Genomic DNA, 20,494 nt, shown 5'->3' with positions numbered 1-20,494 from the left:
GCCGGCCCCGTCGTCAGCCGGGGAACAGCCCCAGCACGCTCAGGTGCACGGCGTACTGGCTGGCCATGAAGAGCCGGTACGGGCGGCGCTGGAGCCACCGTCCGGTGGCGCCGGCCCCGGTGAGCAGGCAACCGACCACCCCCGTCGCGCCGATGGCCAGCATCACCGCCGGCAGGAGCAGCACCGGAGCCAGCACCAGGGCGCCCGTCAGCAGCACGCCGCCGGCCACCACCACCAGGACGGCCATCAACCGGCGGGCGGGCCGGTCGCCCAGCAGCACCGGCAGGGTGCGCCGGCCGGCCGCCCGGTCACCGGCCACATCGGAGAGGTCCTTGGTGGTGCCGCCCAGCGCCATCCACAGCGACATCGCCACCGACAGCACCACCAGCTCGGGACCCACCGGGCCGCCGGACGCGGCGGCCCCGGCCAGGTAGGTGACGATCCCACCCGAGGCGACCACCAGCACGAAGCCGAACATGTTGCCCTTCTGCGGCCGGGGACCGGCCGAGTAGAGCCAGCCGAGGGCCAGCATCAGCGCCACCAGCCCGGCCAGGCGCGCCGAGACCGCCGCCGCCGACACCAGGGCGAGCCCGGCCAGGGCCACCACGATCCGCCGGGCGACGCCGACGGGGAGCGCCCCGGTGGCGAGCGGACGCGGCGAGCCGTTGCGCCGGTCCTCCACCTGGTCGGACAGCCCGTTCAGCAGGTAGACGAACCAGGTCGCGCAGAGCCAGGCGAACGCGCCGACCAGCAGCGACCCGGGCCGGGTCAACACCGCCTGCGGGGCGGCCACGGCCGCGCCCGCGAGGAAGCGCAACTGGAAGACGACCTGGACGACGGGGCGGGCCTCCCGCCAGCTCGCCGCCACGTGCCGGCAGCCTTCCGCGACCGCCACCGACGACGGCCGTACGACACCGACGGACCGGGAGTACCGGTCGAACCGAATAACCGAGTGGTAGGTCATGTGAATATGGTGGGCGGGAAACGCGTTACCCGGTTCACCCGAGTCACTCACTTACGCCTACGACGTAGGTAGCAGGGCACCTACCACCTAACGCCACTTCCGTCGCCACATTGATAGCGCCACCTTGGCCTCCACCGCGCAGGCAATTTACGGTCGGCAGGGCACCCACAGCCCGTGAACGACAGAGCGTGGTGGAACACTATGTCAGACATCGCAGTCACGTCGAGCGCCGAACTGCTCGGCGGATTCCGGATCACCATCGACGGTCGCACCGTCACCAACTGGCGGGCCGGCAAGTCCCAGGCGCTCGTGCAATACCTGCTGCTGCACCGGGGCCGACCGGTCAGCCGGGACACCCTCCGCTCGGCGCTGTGGCCGCACCTGCCCCCGTCGGCGGGGGCCACCTCGGTGAAGGCCGCGGTGCACGGGGCCCGGCGCGCCCTCTGCCCAGCGGGCGAGCGGCACGCCGCGGTGCGGATCGCCTCGGTGGACGGCGGCTACCTGCTCGAGGCCGACCAGCTCCGGATCGACGTGGCCACCTTCGAACGCCGGATCGCCGCCGCCACCGCCGCGGTCGCCGCCGGCGACCGGTTGCTGGCCGCCGGGCACCTGCGGCGCGCGGTGGAGGTCTACCGGGGCGACCTGCTGCCCACGCAGGACGCGGAGTGGGCGGTGGCCGAGCGGGAGTGGTGCCGCGTCCGCGCCCTGCACGCCCTGCGGCTCCTCAGTGACCTGGCCCTGGAGGCCGGGGACTGGTGGGCCGCGATCCGCTGGAACCGCCGGGCGTTGGAGGTGGACCCGTACGACCCGGCGGCCTTCACCGTCCTGGCCGACTGCCACCGCCAGCTCGGCATCACGGCGGCGGCGCTGCGCTGGGACGAGCTCGCCCAGAGCCGGCTGGCGCAGGTGTGACCCCTGCAAGGACCGACCGCACACCCATGGAGGGAGCAGCATGACCATCACGATTCCGCTGGAGCACCCGGCCCCGATCCCGTCCGCACCGCCCCGGGCCGCCGGTGACCGGCTCTCGGCCGGCCCGCCGGTGACGGACCCGGCGCCGCCCGCCCGCAGCTCGCTGGGCAGCCGGTTCCGGCAGGCCCTGCACCGCGTCCGGCGAAACCTGCTGGCGGTGGCCGACGACTGCCCCCCGATCCTGCTGTACACCGCGCACCGCAACTGAGACCAGCCACACCGTCCCTGTCCGAGGGCGTTCCGCACGTCGTGCCAGACGTGCGGGGCGCCCTTTTTCTCTGCCGATTTCCCACTGCCGAGAAAGCCCATGGGCTGATGGTCGTAGATGCACCTTCCACCTTTGAGGAAATCCCACCCGAATGAGGATGCGCCACCTTGGCCGGAGGAATCGACGTCCCTAACGTCGTTGGCACCGGTATTCATCGACGTCGACCACGGCGTCGGGAGTGAGGGGGAGAGGCCGAATGGCCGCTGATGGGCAGAGAGTTTCGGTCGTCATACCGAACTACAACTACGAGAAGACGCTCGGTGCGTGCCTGGACGCCGTGTTCGCGCAGACCCACCGGCCGTACGAGGTCATCGTCGTCGACGACGGCTCCACCGACCGGTCCCGCGACATCGCGGCCCGGTACCCGTGCCGGGTGGTCGACGGCGGAGGCAACCGGGGTGTGTCGGCGGCCCGCAACATCGGCGCACGGGCGGCCACCGGCGACATCCTCTTCTTCGTCGACTCCGACGTGGCGCTGCGCGCCGACGCGATCGCCAACGCCCTGGCGGTGCTCGCCGCCGACCCGACCTGCGGCTGCGTGCACGGCACCTACGACACCCAGCCGCTCTACGACGACGGGCCGATCGAGCACTACAAGGTGCTGCACGCGCACTGGTGGCGGCGGCGCAGCGTGGGCCGGGTCAACACGGCGATCTTCGCGCTGGCCGCGGTGCGGCGGTCCGCGTTCCTCGCCGCGGGCCCGTTCCACGAGGAGCTGCGCGACGCCGAGGACGTCGAGTACAGCGAACGGCTCGCCCGGGTCACCGGCATCAGGCTCACCGACACCGTGGTCGGCCGGCACGACGACTGCGCCCGGTTCGGGGACATGCTGCGCGAGCAGTACCGCCGGTCGCTGCCGCTGGCGGCGTTCGCCGGGGCGCACCGCATGCGCGCCGGCAGCGTCGCGGTCAATCCCGCCCTCGGCGTGCTGGCCGCCCCGCTGGTGCTGGCCACCCTGCCACTGGGGCTGCTGCACCCGGCGCTGCTCGCCGTGCCGCTGGCCTGCTTCGGGCTCTTCCTGCTCGCCGACCCAGGGCTGCTGCCGTTCGTCCGGCGCGAGCGCGGCACGGCCTTCCTGGCATGGTTCGTCGGCGTACACCTGGTGGCCCAGCTCGCCATCGTGGTCGGCGCGGCGGCCGGCCTGGTCGCCCGGCTGCGCGGCACCGGCAGCCCCCGCCCCCTGCCCCTCGCGGCGGGTCGGTGATGGGCCGGCGGCGGTTGTGGCGCACGGCGCTCACGGCGGTCTTCGTGGTCGCGGTGCTCGGCGGCGTCGCGGTGGCCCTGCGCGGGCAGGAGTGGTCGACGCTGGGCCGGCTGCTGCGGCCGGACACCGCCGGATGGCTGCTGGCCGCGCTGCTGGTCACCGGGGCCGGCCTGCTCTGCGGCATGCGGGCCTGGACGCTGACGCTGGCCTCGGTGGGTGCGGAGGTGCCGTCCCGCACCGGCGTACGGATGTTCTTCGTCGGGTTCCTCGGCAAGTTCGTCCCGGGCCGGCTGTGGGGCCTGCTGGCCCAGCTCCGGCTCGGCGACGCCGCCGGGGTCAGCCGGGGCCGGATGGCCGGCACCTACCTGGTGAACCTGGTCGTGGTGCTGCTGACCGGCGGCGCGGTGGGGCTCCTGGTGGCCCCGGCCGTGCTCGGCACCGGCGCCGGGCTGGCCTGGCTGCTCCTGCCGGTGGCCCTGCTGGTGGTGCTGGCCGTCCGGCCCGGGCTGCTCGACACCCTGGTCCGGCTGGCCGCCCGGGTCGCCCGCCGGCCCCAGCCGGCACCGCTGCACCGGCCCGCCGAGGTCCGACGCTCGATCGGGTGGCAGACCCTGTCCTGGGTGCTCTCGGGGGTGCACCTGTGGGTCGTCGCGGTGCTGCTCGGCGCGGACGCTCGCGCCGCCCTGGCGGCGGCGGTCGGCGCGTTCGCCCTGGCCACCACCGCCGGCACGTTCGCCATCTTCGTGCCGGACGGCGCCGGCGTGCGGGAGGTGCTGGTCGTCGCGGCCCTGTCCACCGTCCTGCCCCTGCCGGCGGCGGTCACCGCGGCGGTGGCCAGCCGGGTGCTCAGCACCCTCGCCGAGGTGCTCACGGCGGGCCTGGCGCTGCTCACGGTCGCGGTCTCGGACCGGCTCGCCGCAAGGGGCCGCGCCGCCACCCCACCCGCCGGGGCGGACGCCCGGCTCACCCCGACCCCCGGCTGACCCCCACCGGGCGCAACCACCCCGACTCCACCACCACTGCTCCACCACCACCCCCGCCCCACCACCACCTCCGTGAAACCCCGCTGAGGAAAGGACCCCTCATGACCGAGCTACTGACCATCGACGACGCGGAGCAGCTCTCCGTCGCCGAGGTGCAGGACCTCTACCGCAAGCACGTCAACAAGAGCCAGGTCAGCCTGATGACCTCGTTCGGCTTCGGCCGGGAGCTGGTCGACCACGCCGAGGGCCCCTGGATCCACACCCGGGACGGCCGGCGGATCCTCGACTTCACCGGCGGCGTCGGGGTGCTCAACCACGGGCACAACCACCCCCGGATCCTGGCCGCCCGGCAGCGCTTCCAGCAGCAGCGGCGGATGGAGGTGCACAAGACCTACTTCTCGCCGTACCTGGCCGCCCTGTCGCACAACCTGGCCGCCGTGTTCCCCGGCGACCTCGACATGTCGTTCCTGCCGAACTCGGGCGCCGAGGCGGTGGAGGGCGCGGTCAAGCTCGCCTACAAGTACCACGGCGGCAAGCGCAACACGATCATGCGCAGCGACATCAGCTTCCACGGCAAGCTGCTCGGCTCGGGCAGCCTCACCGGCAGCTCGCAGAACCACTTCACCTTCCCCGGCATCCCGGGCGTGGTGAGCTTCCCGTACGACGACCTGGCCGCGGTCCAGGCGGCCGTCGACGCGACCCGGGACCGCCGGGGCAAGTGCGACGTGTACGCGATCCTCATCGAACCCTTCAGCGCCTCGACCATGCGCTGGTGCTCGGAGGAGTTCCTGCGCGGGCTGCGTGAGCTGTGCACCCGCGAGGACATCGTGCTCATCTTCGACGAGATCTACACCGGCTGGGGCAAGACCGGCACGATGTTCTACTTCATGCGCTACCCGGGGCTGATCCCGGACGTGGTGACCACGTCGAAGTCCTTCGGCGGCGGCAAGTCCTCGATCTCCGCGTACGTGGCCCGGCGGCCGATCTTCCACAAGGCGTACGAGAGCTTCAACGACGCGCTGCTGCAGAGCACCAGCACCACCTACTACGGCTTCGGCGAGGAGACGGCCACCGCGATCGAGGCGATCAACGTGGCGGTGGAGGAGGACTTCCCCGCCCGGGCCCGCGACATCGAGCGGATCCTGGGTCCCGGGCTGGCCCGGATCGCCAAGGAGCACCCGGACGCGGTCGCCGAGGTCCGCGGCGCGGGCGCCCTGTGGGGGGTGTTCCTCGACGCGCCGCGCGTGCTGGACCTGGTCACCAAGCTGGCGCCCAGCGGCCTGGCCAAGGACCCGCAGTTCGGCACGAAGCTCGTCACCTGCGCGGTCATCAGCGCCCTCTACCGGGACCACGACATCTACACGTACTACACGCTCAACGGCAAGAACCCACTGGTGGTCGGCCCGTCGCTGGTGACCGGCACGGCCGAGGTGGAGCACTTCCTCGACCGCCTGGACCAGACCCTCGCCCAGGGCCTGCCCCGGCTGGTCACCCGTTTCGTCAAGGAGAAGGTGTCGTCGCTGTGGTGAATCAGAACGCAAAGACGGTGGTGGTGACCGGCGGCAGCGGAATGCTGGGCGGGCACCTGGTGCGGGCGCTGGCCGCCGACGGCTGGCGGGTGCGCGGCCTGGACGTGCGCGACCCGATCGAGCCGGTGCGGGGCGTCGAGTACACGGTCGCCGACGTGCGGGACCGGGCCAGGGTCGGTGCCGCCCTGGCCGGCGCGGACGCCCTCGTGCACACCGCCGCCGCCCTGCCCAGCTACCCCGAGGACGAGATCCGCTCGATCATCGTGGGCGGCACGGAGACGGTGCTGGACGCCGCCGCCCGCGCCGGCACGGCCCGGGTGGTGCACGTCTCCTCGACCGCCGTGTACGGCCTGCCGAACGTGGTGCCCACCACCGAGGAGTACCCGCGCGAGCCGGTCGACCCGTACAGCCGGGCCAAGGCCGGCGCGGAGGAGGTCGCCGAGCGGTACCGCGCGGCCGGCATGGTGCTGCCGATGCTGCGGCCCAAGACGTTCCTCGGGCCGGGCCGGATGGGGCTGTTCTCGATGCTCTTCGAGTGGGCCGAGGAGGGCCGCAACTTCCCGGTGCTCGGCAAGGGCGACGTGCGGATCCAGATGCTGGCGATCGACGACCTGGTCGACGCGGTACGCACCGTGCTGCACGCACCGGACGACGTCGCCAACGACACGTTCAACATCGCCGCCGACCAGTTCGCCACCCTGCGGGAGGACTTCCAGGCGGTGCTGGACGCCGCCGGCCACGGCAAGCGCGTCGTCTCGGTGCCGGTGCGCCCCGCCGTCGCCGCGCTGGAGCTGCTGCAACGGCTGAAGCTCTCCCCGGTCTACGGACGCCTCATCCACAAGCTGCGGGCCGACTCCTACGTCAGCGTCGACAAGGCCCGCGACGTGCTGGGCTGGACGCCCCGACTGTCCAACCGCGACGCCATCCTGCGCACCTACGACTGGTGGCGGGCCAACAACCGCACCGCCGCACCGACCTCGTCCGGCCGGACCAGCCGGGACCCCTGGAAGCAGGGCGCCCTCGGCCTGGCCAAGGCCATCTTCTGATCGGCACCGGAGGTTACCGTGACTGTCCTCGTCGACCCGCCGACCCTCGACCGGCCCGCCCCGGTCTCCCCCACGGCCGCCCTGTCCACCGGCTCCCGCGCCACCGACCGCAACCTGGTGCGTGACCTGATCACCCTGATCCGGCCGCACCAGTGGGCGAAGAACCTGCTGGTGGTGCCGCTGGTGCTGATCGACACCCCCCGGCTCGGCCTGGGTGTCCTCGGCCGGGTGAGCTGGGCGGTGCTGCTGTTCACCCTGGTCTCCGCGCTGGTCTACGTCTGGAACGACGTCTACGACCGGCACCGCGACCGGGCGCATCCCACCAAACGCAACCGACCGATCGCCTCCGGCCGGGTGAGCGTGCCCACCGCGTACGCCTTCGGCGCCCTGCTCGCCACCGCGCTGGTCGCGGCGGTGGCGTTCGGACCGGCGTTCCCGTGGTGGCCGCTGGCGGCCTACCTGACGCTGAACGTCGCCTACAGCAGGGGGCTCAAGCACCTGCCGCTGCTGGACGTGCTCGTGGTGGCCGGTGGCTTCCTGCTCCGGGTGGTGCAGGGCTACCTGGCCGCCGGGGTCGCCGTGTCGAGCTGGCTGCTGATCGCCGTCTTCTCCCTCTGCCTGCTGCTCATCCTCGGCAAGCGGCGGCACGAGATGGCCGTCGGTGGCAGCGCCCACCGGCCCTCGCTGGCCGGCTACTCGGTCCAGTACCTGGACCTGCTGATCGTGCTCTGCGCCGCGGTCGCGATCAGCGGGTTCCTCGGCCACGTGCAGGCCACCATCCCCACCCCGTACCAGGCGCTGGCGCTGGTCGGCTCGACCCCGTTCGCGCTCTTCGCGGTGGCCCGCTACCTCCAGGTGGTGGTCGTCGACGGCGACGGCGGCGAACCCACCCGGGTGCTGCTGAAGGACCGGGCGATGCTGGTCAACGCCCTGCTGTGGGGCGTGCTGATCGGCGGCGTCCTGCTCGTCACCCAACACCCGGCCCTGCTCGCCCTCGCCCACTGACGATCCCGACCCACCTCACCCACCCCCTCCTGAGGAGACAGCCCCATGACGACCCCGACCGCGAACCCGCTGGTCTCGGTGATCATCCCGAACTACAACTACGGCAACTCCATCGGCAAGTGCATCGACGCCGCGCTGGGGCAGACCTACCAGCCGATCGAGGTGATCGTGGTCGACGACCACAGCACCGACGACTCGCTCGCCAAGGCCCGCCAGCGGCCGGTGACGGTGCTCCAGACCCCGCGCAACAGCGGGGTGGCCGTCGCCCGCAACACCGGCGCCGCGGCGGCCCGCGGTGAGATCCTCTTCTTCGTCGACTCCGACGTGGCGCTGCGCCCGGACGCGGTGCAGCTGGCGGTCGCCGAGCTGGCCGCCCACCCCGAGTACGGCGCGGTGTGCGGCATCTACGAGGAGGACCCGCTGATCCGCGACAGCGTCGTCGAGGAGTGCCGGGTGCTCCAGGCGTACTGCTGGCGGATGGCGTCCCTCGGCGAGGTCAGCTTCCTGTTCTCGTCGCTGACCGCGATCCCCCGCCGGGTCTTCGAGGAGGTCGGCCCGTTCAATCCCCGGCTGCGACAAACCGAGGAGGTCGACTACGGCGAGCGGATGTCGGCCCGCCACCAGATCATGGTCACCGACCGGGTCCGCGGCTGGCACGACGACGACGACGAGCTGTGGCCGCTGCTGCACAAGCTCTACCGCCGGGCCCGGCTGCGGGTGCCGTTGTTCGCCCGGCGGCGGCGCTTCGCCAAGGGCTTCGAGAGCCCGGCCCGCTCCTTCGGCACCGTGGCCGCCCTCGGCGTGCTCGCCAGCCTGCCGCTGGCCGTGCTGTACCCCGCCTGGCTGCTGCTCACCGCCACCTTGTTCGGCATCTCGCTGTCGGCGGACGCGGAGATGTACCGGCACGTGCGCCGCCGCAAGGGCCTGCCGTTCCTGGCCGTGTTCACCGCCGTCGCCTTCGGCACCAACGTGGCGATCGCCGCCGGCATCGCGGTCGGCGCCCTGCAGTGGCTGGTGTCCCGCGACTTCCGCCGGCTCTACGACGCCGACTGGTCGGCCGCCCGCACCCCGTCGTCCCCGACGATGGTCGGGACCACGGCATGAGCCTCCTGCTCGACCCCGTCCCCGGCGCGGCCACCGCCGCGCCGGGGACCCCCGGGGTCACCACCCCCGCCGCACCACAACGCCACGCCGCGGTCAAGCCGGGGTGGCCGCGCCGGGCCCGCTGGCTCGCCGCGCTCACCGCCTGCTGGGCGGTGTTCCTCCTGACGTTCCTGCTCCTCACCGGTGGGCACTGGTGGTGGCGTCCCGTCGAGCTGATGCCGCCGCTGGTCTTCGTCGCGGTGCCGCTGCTGCTGCTGGCCCTCGCCCCGCTGGCCCGGCCGGCGCGCGCTCGGCTCGCCGTCGCCGCGGTGTGCTGCCTGGTCGTCGGCTTCGACGTGTCCGGCCTGAACCCGGCCGCGCTGTCCGGCGGGCCCACCCCGGCCCCGCCCGGCGCGGTCCGGGTGTTCTCCTGGAACACCGAGTACTGGTACGACGGGTCCGACCCGCAGCGCTTCCACGACTACCTGGCCGCCCAGCAGGCCGACGTCTACCTCCTCCAGGAGTACGTCGGCTGGGACCTGGACCGGCACCGGCCGGTCCGGGTGGACCACGTCGCCGAGCTGCGCCGGCTCTTCCCCGACTTCCAGGTGGTGGCCGTCGGGGAGCTGCTCACCATGTCCCGCTACCCGATCGTGGCCTCGCGGGCCCTGGACGGGCTGCCGTACCTGAGCGACCCGGTGCGGCACGGGGTGCCGGCGGACTCGGACTTCGGCGACTACTACCGGCACAAGGTGCTCCGCACCGACCTGCTCGTCGACGGCCGGGTGCTCTCCGTCTACAACGTGCACGTGCCGGTGCAGCTCGACATCTCGATGGACCCCACCGACCCCGAGTTCACCGAGTTCATGCGGGCCCAGGAGGACCGCCGGCAGGCCCACTACCGGGCACTGCGGGCCGACCTGGCGGGCAACCGGAACGGGCAGCTCGTCGCCGGCGACTTCAACGCCACCTCGGCGATGGGCGAACTGCACGACCTCGCCGGTGGGATGACCGACGTGGCCGAGGCCAGCGGCCTTCTCTACCCGGCGTCCTGGCCGGACAGCAAGCCGTGGTGGCGGCTGGACTGGGCGTTCGTGTCCGGCCCGATGCAGTCCCACGACTACCGGATGGTCGGTCCGCAGGGCCTCTCCGACCATCTCGGACAGCGGTTCACCGTCTCCCTCACCGGCACCGGCTGACCGGCTCGCGCGGCCACCGGCCGGCCCCGTCCCGCTCCCCCGCCCGGGGAGCGGGACGGGGTTTCTGCGTGGACAGACGGCGACCGGGCAGGGATTCCCCTGCCCGGTCGCCGACGCGGGTCCGGTTCAGCAGGCCTCGTCGAGGCGCTTGCGCAGCTCGGTCGGGAGGTCCAGGTCGACCGCGGCGAGGGCCTCGTCGAGCTGGGCCACCGAACTGACCCCGACGATGGGTACGATCGCCGGCTCCCCGCCGATCAGCCAGCTCAGCACCACCTGGTTCACCGTGACGCCCAGCTCGTCCGCCACCTCGCGCAGCGCCTGGAGCCGCCGCTCGGTGCCCGGGTGCTGGTAGTGCTCCGGCAGCGGCTTGTCCGACCGGGTGTACGAGCCCCACAGCAGGGTGCTGTACGCGAACATGGTCAGCTCCCGGCTGCGGACGAGGTCCAGCAGCTCGTCGCTGGCGTGCACGTGCCCGCCCTCGGGCAGCGCCGTCGCCGGGCGGGGCAGCAGGTACGAGTAGCGCTGCTGCACCGCCGTGTACGGCGTCCAGCCCTTCGCCTCGGCCAGCGCCCGGGTCTCGGCCAGCCGCCAGGCGGCGTGGTTGCTGGCCCCCAGCGTCCGCACCTTCCCCTCGGTCACCGCCTCGTGGAACGTCGCCAGGGTCTGCTCGTCGGGGGTGTCGCGGTCCTCCCGGTGCGAGTAGTACAGGTCCAGGTGGTCCACGCCGAGCCGCTGGAGCGAGCCGGCCAGCTGGGTGCGGATCACCTCCGGGGCGAGCCCCTCGGCCCCGCCGTGCGCGCCGGGCCCGGAGCCCACCTTCGACGCCAGCACCAGGCCGTCCCGGCCGCCCCGGCGGGACAGCCACCGGCCGAGCACCGTCTCGCTCTCGCCGCCGACCCCGTTGGGGACCCAGAACGAGTAGCAGTTGGCGGTGTCGATGGTGGTGCCGCCCGCCTCGACGAAGCGGTCCAGGATCGCGAACGAGGTCTCCTCGTCCACTTCGGTGCCGAACGCCATCGCGCCGAGGCAGAGCTGGCTGACCTGGATCCCCGCGCCGCCGGACAACTCGCGTTGCCTCATGAGTCCCTCCCAGAGTGTGACGGTCCGTCGCGCCCAGGATAGGGACGGCAACCCTCCGCAGGCCCGCTGCTGATCGATATCTACGACCTTCGGCGCAGGGTAGATGGCACCCAGGGCGCATCTGTGCCGACGGCGGACGTCGCCACCTTGTTGCCGCGGTTGCCGGCTTCCTACAGTCGCCGCAGGGCACCGGCCACAGCGGTGCGGTGCCCGGAAGGAGGATGACACCATGCGGGTCGGCCTGGTTCCCGGCGTGTGGTCGTACGGCCTCGGCTCGGTCTCCACCGTGCTCTCCGTGTACGAGGCGGTTCGCCTCGCGGGGCACACGCCGGTGCTGTTCGCCAGCCCACACTTCCGGCCCCTGCTGGACCGGCTGGGCGTGCCGGCGGTGCCGATCCCCGGGCCGGAGACCGCGCCGTACCCCGACGCGGCGACCGCCCTGCGCCTGGACGACCTGCTGTCCCGGTCCGCGTACGCCGACCCCGACCTGGTGGAGACCGTCCTGGCCGCGCAGTTGCGGGAGTTCCGCGCCCGCCGGGTGCAGGTGCTGTTCCACGACTACGACCTGACCACGGTGGTCGCCGGGTCGCTCGCCGGCATCCCCGTGGTCACCCCGGTCACCTGGCCGGACCACCGTCTCTTCGGGCGGGGCAGTGACGGCTGGGCGCCGGTGGAAACCCGGGCGCTGGCCGCGTTCCGGCCGGCGCTGAGCCGCAGCCGGGCACCGGAGCCCCAGTCCCTGTCGGAGGTGCTCTTCACCTGGAGCACCCGCCTGGTCTACCCGCTGGCCCCCGAGATGGACCCGCTGGTCGCGCGGCACAGCACCGGCGAGTACGTCGGCCAGCTCACCGCCGCGTCCCTGGACCGGCACCTCGTCACCGGGCCGGTGGACTGGCCCCGGCCGGGGCAGCGCGGGCTGCTGGCCTACACCAGCGGGCCGCCGTTCGACGCCGACTGGTACTACGAGCACTGCCTAGCGGCGTTCGAGGGCTCGGACGTCGACGTGCTGATCGCCTCGGGCAGCACCGACACGGCCCCGCCCCGGGTGTCGCCGCAGGGCAACGTGCAGGCGTGGCCGCTGCTGCCGCTGCGCAACCTGCTCGGGCGGGCCAGGGCCCTGCTCTGCCACGGCGGCCGGGGCACGCTCGCCAGCGCGGTGCACGCCGGCGTGCCGCTGCTGGTCTTCCCCGGCGGGGACCCGGAACGCGAGTACTTCGCCGACATGCTGGCCCGCCAAGGGCTGGCCGCCAACTGCGGGGACGACGACTGGCGTCCGGAGCGGCTCCGGGAACTCGTCGACCGCGCCGGCAGCGTCCGGCCGTCCCGCCCCGGCCGGGCCGCCGCGCCGTCGACCGGTCCGGCCCGCGTCGTCTCGATCATGCAGGAACTGACCGCCGACCCGGTCCGGCTGTTGTCCCGCGCCGGCTGATTCCGCACCGACGTCCGACCGACAAGGAGAACGACCGATGACCGGGCACCCTGGTGACCATCCGATCGACGACCACTACGGCGACGAGCTGACCCTGCGGCTGTCCGCGGTCACCGACACCCGCGCCCTGGACGACGGCGAGGCCCTGCACACCTTCATGCGCGACCTCGTCGCCCGCATCGGCATGACCGTGATCGCCGGGCCGCTGGTGGCCAGCGAGGACGGCCCGCCGCACCAGGCCGGCAAGTCGGCCGTGGTGATCCTCGCCGAGTCGCACGCCGCCATCCACACCTATCCGGGGCTGCGGGAGGTGTTCGTGAACATCTTCTCCTGCAAGCCGTTCCGCGAGGCCGACGTGCTCGACGAGCTGGCCGGGCTGGTCGGCGGGTTCGAGATCAGCGAGCGGTCCCTGACCCGTCGGGGTGAGAACTGGCCCCGTGCGCTCGGGCCGGCGGCCCGGCTGTGGCGCAGCCAGCGGCTCGCGGCGGTGGGTGCCTGACGGGCGGCGCGCGGCGCGGGGTGGTTCCGGAAGTTTCGAGGATCCGGCTCCGGATCACCCCTGCCCGCCCCGCGAGGGCGCATGACCATGCGGAACGCGATCCGCAGGCGCCACGGCCGGCCCGCCGGAGGCCGCCCTCGGCCCGCGCCCCGGGAGGAACAAGTTTCGGGAATATTTCGGAAAATCGTTGACAGACCCAAATTCGGCGTCTTACGTTCGTCATCGACGGTTCTCAATGCTGTCGATGTCACCCCCCGCGACCCCGTCCCGGTCGCACCCGAGGACCGCCCGCCCACCGTGTGGTAGGACGCCGAACGACCGGCTGCCGCGCCTGGCCGCCGACAGCCCGCCGGGTCGCACCGCGGCGCTGGCCACCACCAGCTGTCACGAGGAGGAACACGCTAATGAACCACACCTCGACCAGACCGCGAAGGGGCAGCCGACTGCGGCTGCTCCTCGGCGCCGCGTGCGCCGCAGCGCTGGCCGTCACCGGCACGTTCATCGCCTCGCCCAACGCGTACGCCGAGGCCGACCGGACGCTCACCTCCAACCTCACCGGCACGCACAACGGCTACTACTTCTCGTTCTGGAAGGACAGCGGCAACGCCAGCATGACGCTGCGCGCCGACGGCCGCTACAGCAGCAGCTGGGACAGGAGCACCAACAACTGGGTCGGCGGCAAGGGCTGGGCCACCGGCACCCGACGGACGGTCAGCTACTCGGGCAACTACAACCCGGGCAACAACAACACCTACCTCGCCCTGTACGGCTGGACCCGCAACCCGCTCATCGAGTACTACGTGGTGGAGAACTTCGGTAGCTACAACCCGAGCAGCGGCGCCACCAGGCTGGGCACGGTGACCACCGACGGCGGCACCTACGACATCTTGCGCAGCCTGCGGGTCAACGCCCCGTCGATCGACGGCAACCAGACGTTCTACCAGTACTGGAGCGTCCGCCAGAACAAGCGCAGCAGCGGCACCATCACGGTCGCCAACCACTTCGACGCCTGGGCCCGCGCCGGCCTGAACCTCGGCACCAACCACAGCTACCAGATCATGGCCACCGAGGGCTACCAGAGCAGCGGCAGCTCCGACGTCACCGTCTGGGAGGGCGGCGGGAGCAACCCCACCACCGGTCCGACCAGCGGCCCGACCACCCCGCCCGCGGGCGGCAACTGCACCGCGGTGCTGTCGCCCGCCGAGCAGTGGGGTGACCGGTTCAACCTGAACGTGGCGGTCAGCGGCACCAACAACTGGGTGGTCACCCTCGGCCTCGGCGGGGGCCAGAGCATCCAGAACAGCTGGAACGCCTCGGTCAGCGGCACCACCGGCACCGTCACCGCCAGGCCGAACGGCAACGGCAACAACTTCGGCATCACGATCATGGCCAACGGCAACTGGAACTGGCCGACGGTCACCTGCCGGACCGGCTGACCCCGGCCCGGACGAACCGAGCGGGTGGCGTGCCGGCCGAGCCGGCGCGCCACCCGTCGCCGTACGCGGCACGCTCACCCGGTCGGCGTGGCCCTGGTCTGCAGCCCGACCCGCAGCGCCTCGACGACGAGGTCGAGCAGCTCCTCCCGGTGGGAGACGCCGCCGGGCACCAGGCGGAGCAACTCGGCACCCACCCGGCTGAGCAGTTCGTCGGCGAGCGGCGCGATCGCGGTCACCGAGCCGGCGAGAACGTGCAGCACCTCGGTCAGCGGGGCATCCGGCCGGCTCGCGACTCTCGCGGCCAGCACCGCACGGGCGCCCCGGACGCCGAACGCGCCGTCCGGGCGCGGCAGGAGGACTCCGCTGTCGATCAACGGGCGGGCCAGGCTCGGGTCGGCGCGCAGCACCTGGTCGATCGTCCGCTCCGGCAGGATGAACTTGCCGATCACCCCGTCCGGGTCGAGCAGGGCGCAGATCGTCTCCAGGGAGAGGCCCCGCCCCTGCAGGAGCGCCACGGTCCGCATCCGGTTGAGGTGGGGAAGGTCGTAGTAGGGCGTCCTGCCGATCCGGTTCGGCGGCTGCAGCAGCCCACGGGTGTGGTAGGAGCGGATGGTCCGTGGGGTGAGCCAGACCTCGGCCGCAAGTTGATCAATGGTCATCAATATAATCCCCTGCCTCCACTCGTTGCCGCAACAGCCCGGCATCCAGGTGACGGCCGGCCGGTGAACCTCGGCCCGCCCACTTTCTTCCGAACTGCGGCATCAGGTCCGAGAGATCGACGGATCACCGGTCGTCCGCACGGACCCACCGATGCCGACGGAGAGGTCCGGACATCCCGCCGGGCCCACACCGAGTGGCTTACGCCGGAGCCCGTCGGACGACATTCCCCATCCCCCGGACCGTGATTGTGGCAGCGCCGCTATAAGCAAAACATAAAGGGTTCGACAGGCGTTCGTCGCGCGCGTCGGCCTACGCATGGACGCATGCCGCCAACCGGCCGAGCCGACGATACCCGTAAGGCACCCGGGCCGAGCACAACGCGTCACTCCGCGCCACCCCGACCGGGATGTTCGTGATGCATACCTGGTGGCGCTTCGCGGGCCTAAAGAGGTTCTGCGACGCAATGCCACTTCTGTGGTCACACGCGGACACACCCGGCCCGAGCCGCGACAGCCTCCGGCCAGACGGACGAAGCCGGCACCGAGCCATGGCATCTGGCAGGAGAGACCCGCCGTACGCAGCCGGCCCAGCGTGCGCGCCGTCGAATTCCCACGCCCCAACGATCAACCAGGCGGCGTCAACCCCGGCGGGCCGATTATCCACGCCGAGCAATTTGTGCGTCGCCCGGCCGCCTGCGCCAACCGGGAATCCAGCCGCCCCTGCCGCCGTCGCCAACTCCGCCCCGGCGTCCGAGAATTCACCCCCATTGAATCCGCTCGTCGAATTGGATACACCACCAGCCACCCACCGAACAGTTGTCGGTCGATGGGTTGAAAGGAGAAGCAGACCAACCCTTCGGACCATCCCCGGAGGATGATCGGCTGAGCAGAGAATCGCCTACACATTCACCTTGCCCCATGTCGTGGAAAGGATCGCTTCCATTTATTTGAGCCTCGCCGGTTGCTGCCGATGCTTGTCGGTGTCCGTCCCCCACGAGGGCTCCATGGAGGTCCCAGGATGAACGTTCCGACCAAGCTCCGGCGCGACGGCCAGAGCATCCGCACTCTTCTGCTCCAGCTGACGCTGGCGGTAGCGATGATCTTCGCGGCCACCGCGGTGGCCGCGCCCGCCCAGGCCGGTCCCAAGACGGCGCCCACCACCAGCACCGAGGCCGCGGTCGGTTCGGCCGCCGCGCCGACCGCCGTGCCGTCCGGGGCCAAGGTGCTCGGCAAGGACTCGGTGTTCGGGCCGGCGGCGTCCTACAGCTACAACGTGTACTACTACCCGCCCAACTACGTCGAGGCCTACTACACCGTGTACTCGGGAGCGGTCAGCTTCGGCGTGTACTGCTCGGCCTGGGGCTGGGTCGACGGCCCCTACGTCGGGGTCGGCTCCTGGGTGAGCCGCGTCGACTGCGGCGCGTACGGGCCGGCGACCGCGTTCCGGTTCCAGACCATCGGCTGATCCCGAACCCGCTCGACCGACAGCAGGCGCGGCCCCCCGGTTCTCCCCGGGGGGCCGCACCCGTACCCGCGTCGAGCCGGCCCGCCACCGCCCAGCGGCCGGGGCCGGCGGTCAGTTCGTGCTCAGCGCCTCGGTCGGCGCGAGCCGGGCGGCCCGGACCGCCGGGTAGACACCCGCCAGCACGCCGGTGCCGACCGCCACCGCGAGCCCACCGAGCAGGGCCGTCGGCGGCAGGACGGCCGGCCACCGCTCGACGACGGCGTAGCCGGCGGTGACCGCCGCGCCGAGCAGGATCCCCAGCGCGCCGCCGATGCCGGTGAGCAGCACGGATTCGGCCAGGAACTGACTGGCGACGTGCCCGCGGCTGGCACCGAGCGCCCGGCGCAGCCCGATCTCCCGGCGGCGTTCGAGCACCGAAATGATCATCGTGTTGGCCACCCCGATCCCGCCGACCAGCAGGGCGACCGCGCCGAGCCCCAGGAACAACGAGGAGTACGCCTGCTCGACCAGCCGTTGCGCGGCCAGCGCGTCGGACGGGCGGGAGACGAGCACCTCCTCGGGCCGCTGCGGGTTCGCCGTACGCCCGAGGACCGCCCGCACGTCGTCGACAGCCTCGTCGTCCACCCGGACGAAGATCGCCTGGGGACGCCCGTCGAAGCCGAGGTAGCGCTGCGCCGCCGGCCAGCCGACCAGGACCGAGTTGTCGATCTCCGGAGCGAGCGGGAGCCGGTCGAGCACCCCGACGGTCACGTACCAGCGGTCGTTGATCCAGACCGGCGGGGCCGGTTCCCCCGGGTGCGGCTCGATGCCCAGCAGCTCGCTGGCCCGCGCGCCCAGCACCACGGCCGGGTACTGCTCGGTGACCCGGTCGAGGAACACCCCGGCGCGCATCGTCGACCTCAGCACGGCCGGCAGGTCGAGTCGGGCGGCGGCGACCGCGAGGCCGTTGGTCTCGCCCTCCGGCACCAGGTTGGTCCGCCGCACCCTGGCCGCGGTGTAGCCGATGGCGGAGGCCGACTGCACCGGTTCGATGCGTTGGATCATCGGCACCGACTCCGCGGGAAGCTGCGCCCGTTCCCCGGTGACCAGGTTCTGGCCGGGCGTGACGGTGAGCAGGTTCGGCCCGAGCGCGGCCAGGCCCGCCCGTACCGCCGCCTGGTTGGACGCCGGGATCCCGAGCACCGCGATCAGGGCGGCGATGCCGATGGCGATCCCGAGGGCCGCCAGCACCGTGCGCGCCGGGCGGGCCCGGATGCCGACGGTGGCGAGCCCGAGCAGGTCGGGCACCGACAGCCGGGCGGGCGGTGGGAGTCGTACGGTCATCCGGTCACCGTGCCCGGCCGGGTCACGTCGGCGCGGATCTGCCCGTCGAGCATCTCGACCCGGCGGGGGAACCGGCCGGCGATGCCGAGATCGTGCGTGATCACCACGATCGTGGTGCCTTCGGCGTTGAGCTCCCGGAGCAGGCCGAGCACCTCCGCGCCCACCCGGGAGTCGAGGTTGCCGGTGGGCTCGTCGGCCAGCACGATGCTGGGACGGTTCACCACTGCCCGGGCGATCGCGACCCGTTGCCGTTCCCCGCCGGACAGCTCGGTCGGCAGGTGGTCGGCCCGGTGCGCGAGCCCGACCCGGGCGAGGGCCTCGTCCGCGCGGGCGCGCCGCAGCCGGGCGGGGACGCCCCGGTAGAGCTGCGCCGTGACCAGATTCTCCCGGGCGCTCAACCCGTCGGTCAGGTGGAACGACTGGAAGACGAACCCGATCCACGAGGCCCGCAACGCGGAGAGCCGACGGTCGGTCAGCCGGTCGACCCGGTGGCCGTTGACCGACACCGTCCCGGCCGTGGCCCGGTCGAGGGTGCCCATCAGGTGCAACATGGTCGACTTGCCGGAACCGGACGGCCCGACGACGGCGATCATCTCGCCCGCGTGCACACGGAGGTTCGCCGCCCGCAGCGCGTGGACGCCGCCCGGATAGGTCCTGGAGGCGTTCTCCAACTCCAGCACGGCGGTCATCCCGCGACCACCACCGTCAGTCCCTCGGCGACCCCGTCGCCGGAGACCTCGACCATGCCGTCGGCGAACAGGCCCAGCTCGACCGCGTGGTAACGCTGCTCGCCCTCGGCCGCCTCGATCCCGTAGCCCCCCTCGCGCAACGCCACGAGGGCCTCGATCGGCAGGGCGAGCGCAGCCGCCCGCCTCGCGCCGTCGAACCGGACGGTGACCGGACCGGCGTCCACCTTGGTGGCCAGCGCGGAGTCGGTGAAGTCGATCGTCACCGTGAGCGCGGAGCGGTCCTCCTCGTCGGCGCCGGCGGCGACCGACCTGACCGTGCCGGTCGTGGACCGTCCGTCGGCCAGGTCGAGGCGGACCTCCGCGTCGGGGCGCGCGAACCGGCGCTGCGCCCCCGCCAGCCCCGCCGTGACCAGCCGCCCGACACCGGTCACGTCGAGCACCTCACCCTGGGCCGAGCCACCGAGCTGCCCGGTCACCCTGTCGACCCGCACCTCGGCGGGGAGCACCACGACGTCGCCGAGGGCGAGTCTCCCGGTCTCCGGCAGGCCGAGCTTCCGCTGCCACCTGCCGAGCGCCCGCCGGGTGCCCGACCGGAACGTGCCGTCCACCGTGCCGACGTCGTAGCCGAGCGCGTCGAGGTTGCGCTCCAGGACCAGGACGTCGGGCCCGGAGGACACCCCGTCGCCGATGTCCCGGTACATCGGCGTGTCCCCGACCAGCAGCGGGACCGGGTCGGCGTCCACCGAGTAGAGCCGTTCCCCCCGCCCGACCAGCGCGCCGGGGCTGGGCAGCCAGGTGATCGTGCCGGCCCGGCGGCCGGTCACCGGGCTGCTCCGCCCGTACCCGACGGTGCCGTCGACCACGATCCGCTCGACCAGGTCGGTCCGGACGACCGTCGCGGTACGCCGGGGCGTGGCCTTCCGCGCCGGCTCGGCGGAGACGTGCTGCAGCCGGCTGTACGCCGTGGCGCCGCCGGTGGTGAGCACGGCCATGGCCACGACACCCCCCAGCAGCCAGCGGCGTCGCCGCTCGCGCCGGATCCGCACCGGCCCGCCGCTGCGGTCGGCGGTCGCCGCGCTCACGATCCGGCACCCGGCGTGGCCGGCAGATAGCCCGCCTCCTGCCGGCACTCACGCAGCTTGGCCAGGACGGTCGGATTGTCGATGTCGATGCCCGGCGGGATGGCCAGCGATCCGGAGCCGCCACCGGAGTGCGGATCGGGGTCCGGATAGTCGAACCCGTCGGCGCGCATGCACCTGGCCAGCGCCCGGGCCTGCTCCAACTCCTCCTCGCTGAGCGGCTTCGGATTGCCGCCGTTGGGCAGGTGCTGGCGGCACTGCTCCAGCGCGGCGAGTTCCCGCTGCTGCTGGCCGGGGGGTTTGGTGGAGTCGACCTTGCCCGAGTCGTGCCCCGAGCCGCCGCCCAACTCGCTGCTGTCGCCGTTCGCGTCGAGATCGACTCCCTGATCCCTCATGCACCGCCGGAACTCGTCCTGGTTCGCCTCCTGCGGCGCCTGGGAGACACCGGACACCGACGCGACCTCCCTACCGCCGACCTTGGCGGAACAGCCGGTGGCCAGCAGCGTCACCAGCAGAATGGGCGTCAACCACTCACGACTCATGGCGTTCCTCTTTTCCGGGTCCTCTCCCGATCAGGATCAT

At 72.6% G+C, this 20,494-nt stretch carries 20 protein-coding genes; 13 read left to right on the top strand and 7 right to left on the bottom strand.

The genetic code is table 11. The annotated features are described in order from the left end of the window. Positions 1 to 13 precede the first annotated feature (13 nt). Positions 14 to 964 carry a UbiA family prenyltransferase gene (locus TK50_RS07350; RefSeq protein WP_082106205.1) on the bottom strand — a complete coding sequence of 317 codons (951 nt, stop codon included), beginning with the start codon at positions 962 to 964 and terminating at the stop codon, positions 14 to 16. Between the two features lie 201 nt (positions 965 to 1,165). Between TK50_RS07350 and TK50_RS07345 the strand changes: the two genes are divergently transcribed. The 9 genes from TK50_RS07345 (at position 1,166) to TK50_RS07305 (ending at position 10,253) form a co-directional block, all read left to right on the top strand. Further along, positions 1,166 to 1,876, top strand: a complete 711-nt coding sequence (locus TK50_RS07345) for an AfsR/SARP family transcriptional regulator (protein ID WP_052503648.1) — start codon at positions 1,166 to 1,168, stop codon at positions 1,874 to 1,876. 40 nt (positions 1,877 to 1,916) lie between these two features. Then, positions 1,917 to 2,144 carry a hypothetical protein gene (locus TK50_RS07340; protein WP_043962046.1) on the top strand — a complete coding sequence of 76 codons (228 nt, stop codon included), beginning with the start codon at positions 1,917 to 1,919 and terminating at the stop codon, positions 2,142 to 2,144. Between the two features lie 256 nt (positions 2,145 to 2,400). After that, positions 2,401 to 3,408, top strand: coding sequence for a glycosyltransferase family 2 protein (locus tag TK50_RS07335; RefSeq protein ID WP_043962045.1), 1,008 nt, complete (start codon positions 2,401 to 2,403; stop codon positions 3,406 to 3,408). Continuing rightward, positions 3,408 to 4,391 carry a lysylphosphatidylglycerol synthase domain-containing protein gene (locus TK50_RS07330; RefSeq protein WP_052503647.1) on the top strand — a complete coding sequence of 328 codons (984 nt, stop codon included), beginning with the start codon at positions 3,408 to 3,410 and terminating at the stop codon, positions 4,389 to 4,391. Before TK50_RS07335 ends, TK50_RS07330 begins: the two co-directional genes overlap by 1 nt. A 200-nt stretch (positions 4,392 to 4,591) precedes the next feature. Beyond that, positions 4,592 to 5,920: an aspartate aminotransferase family protein gene (locus tag TK50_RS07325; RefSeq protein ID WP_198956460.1), complete on the top strand. Its 1,329-nt coding sequence runs from the start codon at positions 4,592 to 4,594 to the stop codon at positions 5,918 to 5,920. Beyond that, positions 5,917 to 6,966 (top strand): NAD-dependent epimerase/dehydratase family protein, encoded by a 1,050-nt coding sequence (locus TK50_RS07320; RefSeq protein ID WP_082106380.1) that lies wholly within the window; start codon positions 5,917 to 5,919, stop codon positions 6,964 to 6,966. Before TK50_RS07325 ends, TK50_RS07320 begins: the two co-directional genes overlap by 4 nt. Positions 6,967 to 6,984: 18 nt before the next feature. After that, positions 6,985 to 7,971: a UbiA prenyltransferase family protein gene (locus TK50_RS07315; RefSeq protein ID WP_229403828.1), complete on the top strand. Its 987-nt coding sequence runs from the start codon at positions 6,985 to 6,987 to the stop codon at positions 7,969 to 7,971. A 45-nt stretch (positions 7,972 to 8,016) separates the two neighbouring features. Then, complete coding sequence (locus TK50_RS07310) at positions 8,017 to 9,075, top strand: glycosyltransferase family 2 protein (RefSeq protein WP_043962043.1); 1,059 nt, start codon at positions 8,017 to 8,019, stop codon at positions 9,073 to 9,075. Continuing rightward, positions 9,072 to 10,253, top strand: coding sequence for an endonuclease/exonuclease/phosphatase family protein (locus TK50_RS07305; RefSeq protein WP_052503646.1), 1,182 nt, complete (start codon positions 9,072 to 9,074; stop codon positions 10,251 to 10,253). The genes TK50_RS07310 and TK50_RS07305 overlap by 4 nt, the downstream gene beginning before the upstream one ends. Before the next feature lie 126 nt (positions 10,254 to 10,379). On the opposite strand, the gene TK50_RS07300 is transcribed toward TK50_RS07305, so the two are convergent. Next, a complete protein-coding gene (locus TK50_RS07300; RefSeq protein WP_043962042.1) occupies positions 10,380 to 11,333 on the bottom strand; it encodes an aldo/keto reductase in 954 nt (317 codons plus the stop codon). A 229-nt stretch (positions 11,334 to 11,562) separates the two neighbouring features. Here TK50_RS07300 and TK50_RS07295 point away from each other — a divergent pair, with 229 nt between their 5' ends. The 3 genes from TK50_RS07295 (at position 11,563) to TK50_RS07285 (ending at position 14,697) form a co-directional block, all read left to right on the top strand. Beyond that, on the top strand, positions 11,563 to 12,762 hold the full coding sequence (locus TK50_RS07295; RefSeq protein ID WP_043962041.1) for a nucleotide disphospho-sugar-binding domain-containing protein: 1,200 nt from the start codon (positions 11,563 to 11,565) through the stop codon (positions 12,760 to 12,762). Between the two features lie 37 nt (positions 12,763 to 12,799). Continuing rightward, the gene (locus TK50_RS07290; RefSeq protein WP_043962040.1) at positions 12,800 to 13,261 is read left to right on the top strand and encodes an S-adenosylmethionine decarboxylase family protein; all 462 of its coding nucleotides are present in this window, start codon (positions 12,800 to 12,802) and stop codon (positions 13,259 to 13,261) included. 404 nt (positions 13,262 to 13,665) lie between these two features. After that, positions 13,666 to 14,697, top strand: coding sequence for a glycoside hydrolase family 11 protein (locus TK50_RS07285; RefSeq protein ID WP_043962039.1), 1,032 nt, complete (start codon positions 13,666 to 13,668; stop codon positions 14,695 to 14,697). A 74-nt stretch (positions 14,698 to 14,771) separates the two neighbouring features. On the opposite strand, the gene TK50_RS07280 is transcribed toward TK50_RS07285, so the two are convergent. Next, complete coding sequence (locus TK50_RS07280) at positions 14,772 to 15,356, bottom strand: MerR family transcriptional regulator (protein ID WP_043962038.1); 585 nt, start codon at positions 15,354 to 15,356, stop codon at positions 14,772 to 14,774. 1,018 nt (positions 15,357 to 16,374) lie between these two features. Here TK50_RS07280 and TK50_RS07275 point away from each other — a divergent pair. Next, positions 16,375 to 16,821 (top strand): hypothetical protein, encoded by a 447-nt coding sequence (locus TK50_RS07275; protein ID WP_043962037.1) that lies wholly within the window; start codon positions 16,375 to 16,377, stop codon positions 16,819 to 16,821. A gap of 111 nt (positions 16,822 to 16,932) precedes the next feature. Here the strand turns inward: TK50_RS07275 and TK50_RS07270 are convergent, their stop codons facing one another. The 4 genes from TK50_RS07270 to TK50_RS32045 are packed head-to-tail and all read right to left on the bottom strand — an operon-like array spanning position 16,933 to position 20,454. Next, positions 16,933 to 18,144 (bottom strand): ABC transporter permease, encoded by a 1,212-nt coding sequence (locus TK50_RS07270; protein WP_043962036.1) that lies wholly within the window; start codon positions 18,142 to 18,144, stop codon positions 16,933 to 16,935. Beyond that, positions 18,141 to 18,833 carry an ABC transporter ATP-binding protein gene (locus TK50_RS07265; RefSeq protein WP_043962035.1) on the bottom strand — a complete coding sequence of 231 codons (693 nt, stop codon included), beginning with the start codon at positions 18,831 to 18,833 and terminating at the stop codon, positions 18,141 to 18,143. The genes TK50_RS07270 and TK50_RS07265 overlap by 4 nt, the downstream gene beginning before the upstream one ends. After that, the gene (locus TK50_RS07260) at positions 18,830 to 19,915 is read right to left on the bottom strand and encodes a peptidoglycan-binding domain-containing protein (protein WP_043962034.1); all 1,086 of its coding nucleotides are present in this window, start codon (positions 19,913 to 19,915) and stop codon (positions 18,830 to 18,832) included. Before TK50_RS07260 ends, TK50_RS07265 begins: the two co-directional genes overlap by 4 nt. Beyond that, positions 19,912 to 20,454, bottom strand: coding sequence for a hypothetical protein (locus tag TK50_RS32045; protein WP_144420181.1), 543 nt, complete (start codon positions 20,452 to 20,454; stop codon positions 19,912 to 19,914). The genes TK50_RS07260 and TK50_RS32045 overlap by 4 nt, the downstream gene beginning before the upstream one ends. Positions 20,455 to 20,494 lie beyond the last annotated feature (40 nt).

The sequence above is a fragment of the Micromonospora haikouensis genome (assembly GCF_000876225.1).
GTDB classification, from domain to species: Bacteria; Actinomycetota; Actinomycetes; order Mycobacteriales; family Micromonosporaceae; genus Micromonospora; species Micromonospora haikouensis.
Note: the sequence above shows the minus strand (reverse complement) of the source record. Positions and strands in the feature narration are given on the sequence as shown.